Origin of the sequence: Nocardia sp. JW2, assembly GCF_051843015.1 — a bacterium.
Taxonomy (GTDB): domain Bacteria; phylum Actinomycetota; class Actinomycetes; order Mycobacteriales; family Mycobacteriaceae; genus Nocardia; species Nocardia coubleae.
Genome location: NZ_JBPXLK010000032.1, coordinates 1 through 10,118 on the forward strand (window position 1 = coordinate 1; position 10,118 = coordinate 10,118).

Annotated in this window: 10 protein-coding genes; 8 read left to right on the forward strand and 2 right to left on the reverse strand. The window is 67.9% G+C overall.

The features are described 5' to 3' along the window. Positions 1 to 239: 239 nt before the first annotated feature. The 3 genes from ACSVDM_RS28015 to ACSVDM_RS28025 all read left to right on the forward strand — a co-directional run bounded on the left by ACSVDM_RS28015 (position 240) and on the right by ACSVDM_RS28025 (position 2,046). On the forward strand, positions 240 to 419 hold the full coding sequence (locus ACSVDM_RS28015) for a hypothetical protein (protein WP_439268781.1): 180 nt from the start codon (positions 240 to 242) through the stop codon (positions 417 to 419). 41 nt (positions 420 to 460) lie between these two features. Next, positions 461 to 1,225, forward strand: a complete 765-nt coding sequence (locus ACSVDM_RS28020; RefSeq protein ID WP_439268782.1) for a glutamate racemase — start codon at positions 461 to 463, stop codon at positions 1,223 to 1,225. An 80-nt stretch (positions 1,226 to 1,305) separates the two neighbouring features. After that, positions 1,306 to 2,046 carry a DNA alkylation repair protein gene (locus tag ACSVDM_RS28025; RefSeq protein ID WP_439268783.1) on the forward strand — a complete coding sequence of 247 codons (741 nt, stop codon included), beginning with the start codon at positions 1,306 to 1,308 and terminating at the stop codon, positions 2,044 to 2,046. Here ACSVDM_RS28025 and ACSVDM_RS28030 read toward each other — a convergent pair. Continuing rightward, complete coding sequence (locus ACSVDM_RS28030) at positions 2,043 to 3,098, reverse strand: 2Fe-2S iron-sulfur cluster-binding protein (protein WP_439268784.1); 1,056 nt, start codon at positions 3,096 to 3,098, stop codon at positions 2,043 to 2,045. The genes ACSVDM_RS28025 and ACSVDM_RS28030 overlap by 4 nt on opposite strands. Before the next feature lie 37 nt (positions 3,099 to 3,135). Next, a complete protein-coding gene (gene mftR2 / locus ACSVDM_RS28035; protein ID WP_067485219.1) occupies positions 3,136 to 3,774 on the reverse strand; it encodes a mycofactocin system transcriptional regulator MftR2 in 639 nt (212 codons plus the stop codon). Positions 3,775 to 3,937: 163 nt separating this feature from the next. Here mftR2 and mftA point away from each other — a divergent pair, with 163 nt between their 5' ends. The 5 genes from mftA (at position 3,938) to ACSVDM_RS28060 (ending at position 9,941) form a co-directional block, all read left to right on the forward strand. Next, a complete protein-coding gene (mftA, locus tag ACSVDM_RS28040; protein ID WP_067641832.1) occupies positions 3,938 to 4,042 on the forward strand; it encodes a mycofactocin precursor MftA in 105 nt (34 codons plus the stop codon). Between the two features lie 2 nt (positions 4,043 to 4,044). Beyond that, positions 4,045 to 5,535, forward strand: a complete 1,491-nt coding sequence (gene mftC, locus ACSVDM_RS28045) for a mycofactocin radical SAM maturase (RefSeq protein ID WP_084457342.1) — start codon at positions 4,045 to 4,047, stop codon at positions 5,533 to 5,535. Positions 5,536 to 5,677: 142 nt separating this feature from the next. Beyond that, positions 5,678 to 7,075 (forward strand): mycofactocin biosynthesis glycosyltransferase MftF, encoded by a 1,398-nt coding sequence (gene mftF / locus ACSVDM_RS28050; protein ID WP_357148357.1) that lies wholly within the window; start codon positions 5,678 to 5,680, stop codon positions 7,073 to 7,075. A gap of 10 nt (positions 7,076 to 7,085) precedes the next feature. After that, entirely contained in the window at positions 7,086 to 8,465 is a 1,380-nt protein-coding gene (gene mftG / locus ACSVDM_RS28055) for a mycofactocin dehydrogenase MftG (protein WP_439268785.1), read from the forward strand. Positions 8,466 to 8,570: 105 nt separating this feature from the next. Further along, positions 8,571 to 9,941, forward strand: a complete 1,371-nt coding sequence (locus ACSVDM_RS28060; protein ID WP_067485228.1) for a GAF domain-containing protein — start codon at positions 8,571 to 8,573, stop codon at positions 9,939 to 9,941. Positions 9,942 to 10,118 lie beyond the last annotated feature (177 nt).

The window sequence follows — 10,118 nt, forward strand, 5'->3', positions numbered from 1 at the left end:
TAGGTGGCGGGCTCAGGTGATGCGGCGTGGCTGGGAGTGCGGTAGGTGGCGGACTTAAGTGGTGCCGTGTAGCTGGGAGTGCGGTAGGTGGCGGACTCGAGTGAGTGCGTGAGTTCGTACTGCCGGTGGGGGCACGGATCACTGGCGGTGCTGCCCAGCGCAGGCAAATGACTCGGCTTCCGGCACGCGGATCGGATTACTCTGGCGCCGTGGGGATTTCTGAGTAAGCACCCGGCGACGTGGTCGTCTTTTCGCACGGTCCGTTCGGCGGTATCTGTGCTGTCGTCCAGTCCGTCGACACCCGGCGGTCGACGCTCGGGCTGGAGTTCGCCGTTGGCACCACGCACCGGGAGGGTGGGGTGCTGCGGGAGGATCGGCATCGGTTGACCGTCGGGTTCGACGAGGTCGAGTTGCTGTAGGCGGGACGGGGGGCTTCGCGGGTCTGTAATACGGTGGACCCGTGATCGTCGCGCTTATCGATTCGGGTCTCGGCTTGTTGCCGACGGCCGCGTGGCTGCGCAAACTGCGACCCGATGTGGATCTGTTGCTGCTGCTCGATCCCGAGGGCGCGCCGTGGGGGCCCAAGCCGGAACAGTGGGTGGTCGAGCGGGTGCTGGCGACGGCACGGCAGGCGCTGGCGCTGGGGGCCGAGGTGATCGTGCTGCCGTGTAATACGGCGAGTGTGACGGCGTTGGCCCAGGTGCGCGCGGAGGTGGGGGAGTCGGTGCCGGTGATCGGTACGGTTCCGGCGATCAAACCCGCCGCGGCGCAGTGTCGTTCGGTTGCGGTGTGGGCGACGGCGGCGACGACGGCCAGCCGTTATCAGGCCGACCTCATCGCCCGCTTCGGTGGCGATGCGAAGGTGGTGGGGGTGGCTTGCCACGGCTTGGCCGATGCCATCGACCGAGGTGACGTGCCCGCGATCAACGCCTCCATCGCCGCCGCCGCGGCCCGCACCCCCGCCGACGTGGAGGGCGTGGTCCTGGGCTGCACTCACTACCCGCTGGTCATCGACGCCATCGTCGCCGCGCTACCCGACGGCGTCCGCCTCTTCGACAGCGCCCAAGCCGTCGCCGCCCAGACCGTCCGCAAAATGGACGAACTCGGCAGGCCGACCACCGGCACCGGAACAGTCATCGTCCGCACCAGCGGTGAACCGGGGGAATTGCCTACCAGCGCAGCGACTTTCGAGTCGGGCCGCCTGCTGGGCGCCGTCGGCCTCTGACGTTCCGGTCCGGGTGGTGCGGTGACCGGGCAGGGTGTCCTGTGGTGTTGAATGCGCATAACCGATCCTGGAGGTGCGTTGTGACCGAGGCTCCCACCGCCGACGACGTACGCGCCGCGCTCGCCGAACACGCCGACCCGGCCGACGCGCGACACCTGCAACGCTTCTTCAAAACCGGACCCGGCGAGTACGGCGACGGTGACGTGTTCCTCGGCGTCCGCGTGCCCGTCAGCCGGAGGGTCGCCAAAGGATTCACCGCGCTGCCGCTCGACCAGGTCGACGAACTCCTCGACAGCCCGGTCCACGAGGAACGCCTCGTCGCCCTGTTCGTCCTCGGCGCGAAGTTCGCCCTCGCATCGAAACCACGCACCCGTGACGACAAGGCGCGCGAGGAGATAGTCGACCGCTACCTGGCCTCCGTGTGCCGGGGCCGGGTGAACAACTGGGACCTGGTCGACTCGTCGGCCGAATACATCCTCGGCGCCTGGCTGCTCGACAAAGACCGCACCCTGCTTTTCGAACTGGCACACCAGGATTCGCTGTGGGAGCGCAGAGTCGCACTGCTGTCGACCTTCGCCTTCATCCGCGCGGGCGACGCGAGCACCACCCTGACCCTGGCCGAGGAGCTGCTCGACGATCACCGCGACCTGATCCAGAAAGCCCTCGGGTGGATGCTGCGCGAGGTCGGCAAGAAGGTCGACCCCGCGCTACTCACCGGCTTCCTCGATGCCAACGCACGCGAAATGGGCCGCACCGCACTCGGTTACGCGACCGAACACCTCGACAAGGAACAGCGCGCCGCGTATCGGGCGATGCGCTAGAACTGGATTTTCAGGTGGTCGGTCACCGGCCGGGCCTGGCAGCCGAGGATGTAGCCGTTCTCGATGTCCTCGGGGTCGAGGATCTCCGAATTCTCCATCTCCACTTTGCCTTCCAGCACCGTGCAGGCACACGACCCGCATTCGCCTTCCTGGCAGGAGTACGGCACGTCGAGGCCCTTGTCGAGCATGATGTCGACCAGCGTCTGCTTGCGCGGCCAGCTCAGCTCGTGCACCTGCCCGTCGAGCTCCACCTCGACGGTCGCGGCGTCGGCGGCCTCTTCCTCGGACACCTCGGCGGGCGCGTGGTCGGCGAACGGGTCACCGGCCAGCGAGTTGAAGATCTCGGCGTGGGTGCGGCTGCGCGGTACGTCGAGCGAGGCGAGCGCGGTGTGCACGAGGTCCATGAACGGTTTCGGCCCGCACATGAACGCCTCGTAGGCGGTGTAGGGGCTCACCAGGCGGGCGAGCATGTCGGCGGTCGGCAGGCCGAGCAGCGGTTCGAGCCAGTGGATGACGCTGAGCCGCTGCGGGAACTTGCCGACCAGTTCGCGCAGCTCGTCGGCGAAGATCACCGAGCCGGCGTCGCGGTTGGCGTAGACCAGCACGATCTTGCCGCTGCCCTTGGCGATCGCCGACTTCAGGATGGAGATGACCGGGGTGATGCCGCTGCCCGCCGCGAACAGCAGCAGATCGGTGTCGAGGTCGCGGGGGGTGAACACGCCCGACGGTGGGAGTACTTCCAGCTCGTCGCCTGCGCTGATGTTGTCGCACAGCCAGTTCGACCCGTAGCCGCCCTCGGTGCGCTTCACGGTCACCTTGGGCAGGTCGTCGGTGAACGGCGAGCTGGCCAGCGAGTAGCAGCGGGCCACCGAACCGGTGAGCTCGCTGGGGATGCGCAGGGTGAGGAACTGCCCGGGCTGGTAGGCGAACCGTTCACGCAGCTCGTCGGGCACCTCGAAGACCACGGAGCGGGTGTCGGTCGTTTCGGCGATGACTGCGGCGACCCGCAGTACCACCGAGCGCGAGCCGTGCGGAACCTCGACTGTGGTCATGTCGTCCTCTCGGGCAAAACTAGAACGTGTTTCAGTTTCATGCTAAGTCCGGACGCGCCTGCAGGGCAAGCTGCGCCTCGAGCCCGGCCACGAGCACCTCCATCCCGAAGTCGTAGGAGTACTTGCCGCGCAGGTCGGACATGTACTTCGTGGCACGGGCCACCGCTTCGGGCAGCAGCACGTCCGCGGGGGCGGAGCGGTCGCGCGGATTCACCCTGCTGCGGCCGAACAGGTAGGTGTGAATGGTCGCGTAGGCGGCCAGCACGTTGCGATCGGAGAATCCCGCGTCGAACAGGATCTCCATCACCGCTTCGATCAGGTCGAGCTGCTTGCCGAGCATCTGCTCGAGCAGGATGTCGCCCAGGCCGGGATGCCTGCGCAGTTTATCGTCTATCTGATCGATCAGATCGCGCAGGCGTACCTGCCACGGGCCGGACTCGCGCGGCGGCTTCCGCACGCCCACCAGCGCCGCGCTCGCGACCAGGTCGAGGAGTTCGCGCTTGTCGGCGACGTAGTAGTAGGGCGCCATCGGTGACACCCCGAGCTCACGCGAGAGCCTGCGCATGGACAGCTTCTCTACGCCGTCCTCGCGTACTACGCGCAGCGCCGCCTCGACGATCTCCGCTTCCGAGAGTGTCGAATTCGCGCCGCTGCCGACCCCACCGTGGTTACGCAAGCCTCTGCCTCACCTCTACTGCCGCTGGGCTCTCGGGCCCCTTCCGTCCTGCTCCCGGAAGTCTAGATGTCGTGGCCCGTCCAGTGAGTTTTTCCGAATCCCGCCTTTATGGCAGTGACTGACGTTAAAGTCGCGAGTGACCGTCAACACATGGGAGGTAGTCATGGCCGAGAACCCGGCACCCGCGAACGAGGACACCGGCGAGGACCTGATCGCCGAGACGCTGATCGAAGAGGTCAGCATCGACGGCATGTGCGGCGTGTACTGACCATGGCGGCAGGCGTGCTCGATCTCGATGCCCGATGGGCGCTGCATCCCCGGGTCTCCTTGCGTCCGGAGTCCTTCGGTGCGCTGCTGTACCACTTCGGCACCCGCAAGCTCTCGTTCCTCAAGAGCCGCGAGCTGGTCGATGTGGTCCGGTCGCTTCCCGCACACCATTCCGTGCGGGAAGCGCTGCATGCCAAGGGCTTCAGTGCTTCGACGGCATATGTCGAGGCACTCGACCAGCTGGCCCGCACCGACATGATCGTGCCCGCGCCGGGCCCGGTCACGCCGGTGGAGCCGAGCCCGCCTGCCCCGGTCGGCGCCCCACAGGGCGGACGGCTGATCGACCGTTTCGAGTCCGGTCTGGCCGCGCCGATCTGTCTCACCTGGGAGCTGACGTACGCGTGCAACCTGTCGTGCGTGCACTGCCTGTCGTCGTCGGGTCGCCGCGACCCGAACGAGCTGAGCACCGAGCAGTGCAAGGCGCTGATCGACGAGTTCGAACGCATGCAGATCTTCTACGTCAACATCGGTGGCGGTGAGCCGACCGTGCGCCCGGACTTCTGGGAGCTTGTCGACTACGCCACGGCCCACCACGTGGGGGTCAAGTTCTCCACCAACGGGGTCCGGATCAACCAGCAGGTCGCCGCTCGGCTGGCCGCCAGCGACTACGTCGACGTGCAGATCTCCCTCGACGGCGCCACCGCCGAGGTCAACGACGCCGTGCGCGGTCCCGGCTCCTACGACACCGCCATCAAGGCGTTGTCGAACCTGGCCGACGCGGGCTTCCGTGACGCCAAGCTCTCGGTGGTCGCGACCCGCCACAACATCGCCCAGCTCGACGAATTCAAGGCCATCGCCGACCGCTACGGAGCCACTCTCCGCCTGACCCGGCTTCGCCCGTCGGGCCGTGGCGCCGACGTGTGGGACGAGCTGCACCCGCTGCCCGAACAGCAGCGCGAGCTCTACGACTGGCTCGTGCGCAACGGCGAGGGCGTGCTCACCGGCGACTCCTTCTTCCACCTGTCGGCCTTCGGTTCGGCCCTGCCCGGCCTGAACATGTGCGGTGCGGGCCGGGTGGTGTGCCTGGTCGACCCGGTCGGTGACGTCTACGCCTGCCCGTTCGCCATCCACGACCGGTTCAAGGCCGGAAACATCCTCACCGACGGCGGTTTCGACGGTGTGTGGACCAACGCCGAACTGTTCGCCGAACTGCGCGAGCCGGTCGACGGCGGCGCCTGCACCAAGTGCAGCCACTACGACGCCTGCCGTGGCGGGTGCATGGCCGCCAAATTCTTCACCGGGCTGCCCGCCAACGGACCCGACCCGGAGTGTGTGCAGGGGTACGGGGAGGCGGCCTTGTCGGCACCGGGCCGCGTCGTTCCGCGCCCGGCTGTGGACCACTCGCGGCCGGTGCGCGCCCGCACCCGGGTGTCGCTGCCGCTGACCGTGCGTCAGCCACCGGCCAAGGCGTGCAACGAGAGTCCACTCGGGTAGTCGCGTCGCGGTTGCCAGCGGTGCGCTGCCGATCTTGCTCGACACGTCATCCAAGCGGTCGGAGCGGCATTTCGAGCGGAGTTTCTTCCTTTTTTCTGGGGTGATGATGTTTGGCGGGCCAAGTGCGAATAGCATGCGAGGAATGCGCCATGATCGTCTGCCCGACGGCTTCGGGGTACGGATCGATCCACGGGTACGCGCATTTTCCGGGGGTCGGATCCTGATCGGCGGATCGCCCGCACGGATGCTGCGCCTGGCACCCGAGGCCGCCGAATTGATCGGCGACGGGTACCTCGAGGTCACCGATACCAAGTCCGCGATCGTCGCCCGCAGACTCCTCGATTCCGGGGTCGCCAACCCGCGACCCCGGCTGCTGCCCTCACCCGACGACGTCACGGTCGTCGTCCCGCTCTACAACAACGCCGACGGACTCGTGCGGCTGCTCGGCTCGCTGCGCGGACACAATGTGATCGTCGTCGACGACGGTTCCGACGAACCGGTGCGCATCCCACCCCGGCCGGGGCGCGGGCAGGTGACGGTGCTGCGCCACGAGCGCCCACTCGGCCCGGCCGCCGCCCGAAATGCCGGGTTGCGGGCGGCGTCAACGGGTTTCGTCGCGTTCCTCGACTCCGATGTGGTGCCGCGCAGCGGCTGGCTCGAGGTGATGCTCGGGCATTTCAGCGATCCGCAGGTGGCGCTGGTCGCCCCGCGCATCGTCGCCCTGGATTCGGAGTCCAACGCGCTGGCCCGCTACGAACACACCCGCTCCTCGCTGGATCTGGGCAGGCGCGAGGCCGCGGTGCACGCGCGCGGCATCGTGTCGTACGTGCCGAGCGCGGCGCTGCTCGCCCGGCGCGCGGCACTGCTCGGCGAGGGCGGGTTCGACGAATCCATGCAGGTGGCCGAGGATGTCGACCTGTGCTGGCGGCTCGAGCGGGCAGGCTGGCGGCTGCGCTACGAACCGGCCGCCCACGTCGCCCACGACCACCGGGTCGAGTTCCGGGCCTGGTTCACGCGAAAGCTGTTCTACGGCACGGGCGCCGCGCCGCTCGGCAAGCGGCACGGGGAGATGGTCTCGCCGCTGAGCGTGCCGAAGTGGACGGTGCTCGCCGCGATCCTGTTCGCCACCCTGTCGAAATGGGGGCTGCTCGGCGGGCTGGTCACCCTGGCGACGGCGCTGGTCCGGATGCGTCGGGTGTTCGCCGAACTCGACAACCCCACCCGCATCGCGGCGGTGTATCTGGCGCGCGGATTCTTCGCCGGGCTCTGGCGATTGGCCTCGGCGATGTGTCGTGACTATTGGCCGGTCACGCTGTTGGCGGTGCTCGCGTCGAAGCGGATCAGGAAGATCGCGGTCACCATGGCACTGGCCGACGGACTGGCCGATTGGTTCACCCACCGCGATTCCGGTGGCCTCGATCCGCTGCGCTATGTGGCCTACAAGCGGCTCGACGATGTCGCCTACGGCACCGGGCTGTGGCTCGGCGTCATCCGGGCACGCAGCTTCGAAGCGCTGAAGCCGCACGTTCCGCCGAACTGAGTTGTCCGCGTTGCCCAACACGCTGGTGGTCGGGGCCGGTTCGGCGGGGTGCGTGCTCGCGGCTCGGCTCAGTGACGACCCGGCCCACACGGTGCTGGTGCTCGAGGCGGGACAGGTGTGGCCCGGAACGGCCGACATTCCCGCCGAACTGCTCGACCCCGGCCATCTCCCGGTCGGGCCGGAGTCGGCGGTGCTCTGGCGCTACGCGGGAAACCTGATGCGTGGCAAGCTGATCGGCGGATCCGGGGCGATCAACGGCAGTTATTTCATCCGGCCGCCCGCCGCGGGCTTCACGGACTGGAACAGCGAGCGATGGACCTTCGACACGCTGCTACCGTTCTTCCGGAGCCTGGAGAACGACCTGGATCACGGCACCGACCCCGGCCACGGCACCGACGGCCCGATCCCGGTTGTCCGGGCCACCGATCCCACTCCGTTCAGCGCCGAATTCGCCGAACGATGCGCGGCAGCCGGATTGCGCGAGGTCGCCGACCTCAACGCACTCGACGCACCGGACGGCTTCGGGCGGGTACCGCTCGCGATCTCGGGAAACCGGCGCGCCGGACCGGGCATCACCCATCTCTATCCGGTCCTCGACCGCCCCAACCTCACCGTCGTCGGGGAAACGACGGTGATGCGCCTGGTCATGAACGGCAGCCGGACCGTCGGTGTGGAATGGGTGCGCGGCCACGAACACGGACGCACCGACGCCGACCGGATCGTGCTCTGCGCGGGCGCCGTGGAATCGGCCGCCTTGCTGCTGCGCTCGGGTATCGGACCCGAGCGGCAACTGCGCGCACTCGGCATTCCGGTGGTCCGGCCCGCCCCCGTCGGGGCGTGGTGCACCGACCATCCCGAGGTCGGCGTCGAGTTCCCCCGCCCCGAACCGGCCGCGTCGACCGTCGCCCTCGAATACGTGCTCGAACACGACGACCTCGAATTCCGCCCGTACACACCTGTGTTCACACCTGGTCTGCGCAGGCTCGGGGTGGCGCACATGCGGCCGACCGGCGCCGCCGAACTGACATTGCGTTCGGCCGACCCCACCGTGCCCGCCCACATCGATCAGAGCCGGCTGCTCACCGCGGCGGACCGGGCAAACCTGCGCGCGGGCGTCGAGCTGGCGTGCGAACTGTTCGACCTGGGGTTCGGCCCCGTCGACGACCACTGGCTACGTGCCAATAGTGGGACGTCCCAGCATCTGTCCGGTACCTGCCGGATGGGTCCGGCGAACGATGAGCAATCGGTCGTCGACGAGCTCGGTCGCGTGCACGGAATCGAAGGATTGAGTATTGCCGACCTTTCGGTCGTCCCGGTGCCGCTGACGCGGGGTCCGCAGGCCACGGTAGTGACGCTCGCCGCAGCCATAGCGGCGTGCTACACGGTGTGACGGAGTGACATCTGCTAGCACAATGTGACCTGCGGGACAAACCCGCACTTCTGGCGTTTGGCCCGATAACTGCCCGGTACAGTTTGTAGCGGGAAAGAAAGGCAAATGGTCAGCAATCTTGCAGGTGGGCGGCCCCCACGGCAGGCTACGGAGGCGGGCGCGCAGCTCGGTGCTCTGGAAGCCTATGCCGCACAGGCCCATGGTTTTCTCAGTGCCGGTGGTGAACAGCTGACCCAGCTGGCCGGTCTGTTGCGTCCGCTCGTTCTCGAGTCCTGGTTACGCAGCGTACGCGGTGGGATCGATCCCACCGATATGGTCGACGGCCGCGGTCTGCGCGGCGCCGACCTGGTGCGGTATCGCGATGCCCACCCTATCGCCGCCCTCATGCCGTTGATCGACAAACTGCTGGTCCAGGACGCGGCGCGGGCGGGACTCATCGTCACCGTCGCCGACCAGTTCGGGCGGGTGCTCTGCGTGCACGGTCATCCCGACCAGGTCGCCGCGGCCGCCGAGATCGGTCTGCGCGAAGGCGACGACCTCAGCGAACGGCGGATCGGCACCAATGCCGTCGGCCTCGTCGTGCGCACCGGCCGGGCCACCTGGATCCACGGGCCCGAGCACTTCCTGCACCGCATGCACCAGATCACCGGTGCGGCGGCACCCGTGCACGAGCCGGACGGCAGGCTCGTCGGGGTGCTGATGATTGCCGGCGGGATGCGGGTGGCCAAGCCGGAAATCCTCGCTCTGGTCAAGGCCGCCGCCACCGCCGCCGAGATGGATCTGGTGCTGCGAGCCATGCGGGCGGGCCGAGGCGAAACCGGCTCGGTGCGCGGAAGCGACCCGGCGGCCGAACCCGAACAGGCCAGGCTGGCCCTCGATGTGCTCGGACTCGGGCAACCGCACTTGAGCGTGGCGGGGGAACGGGTACCGCTGTCGCAACGTCATGCCGAGATCCTGCTGTTGCTCACCGAACATCCCGAGGGTCTGGGTTCGGATCATCTCGCGCTGCTGCTCGACGACACCGATCTGGACAACGGCACGATCCGCGCCGCCATGTCCCGGTTGCGCGCGGTGGTCGGCGCGACGGTGGTCGCCTCGCGCCCATACCGGTTGCAGGTGCATGTCGCAACCGATGTGGAGGCGCTGCGGGCCGCGCTGGATTCCGGTGATATCGAATCCGCATTACGGTTGTACGCCGGTCCGGTGTTGCCGCGTTCCTCGGCGCCGGGCATCTGCGACCTCCGCGACGAGTTGCGGGTGCGGTTGCGTACCGCGGTGCTCGCCTCGGCCGACCCGGCCGTGCTGCGCCGGTGGACCGCGTGTCAGGAAGGGCGCGACGATGCCGCGGCCTGGGCCGCCTATCGGGCGACCGTCGATCGCGATTCACCCCTGTATGCGCAGATCGAAGCCAAGATCCGGGTGCTCGATCGGCGCCTCGGTGCCGATGCAACGCAGATGCAACGTTTCGGCTCCTAGTCTCCCGTTCTGAAAGTGTGCTAGCTCACATATCTGTAGCCGATGTGTTGGAGCACACACTCATGGCCAGGTCGCGCCCAGCTCCAGAAACCGACTGGACGCCCGTCTGACTTTTTTATCGGAATAAGTTCCTTTTTATTAACTGAACGCCTAGTGTCGGCACTGCATGGACAGGCG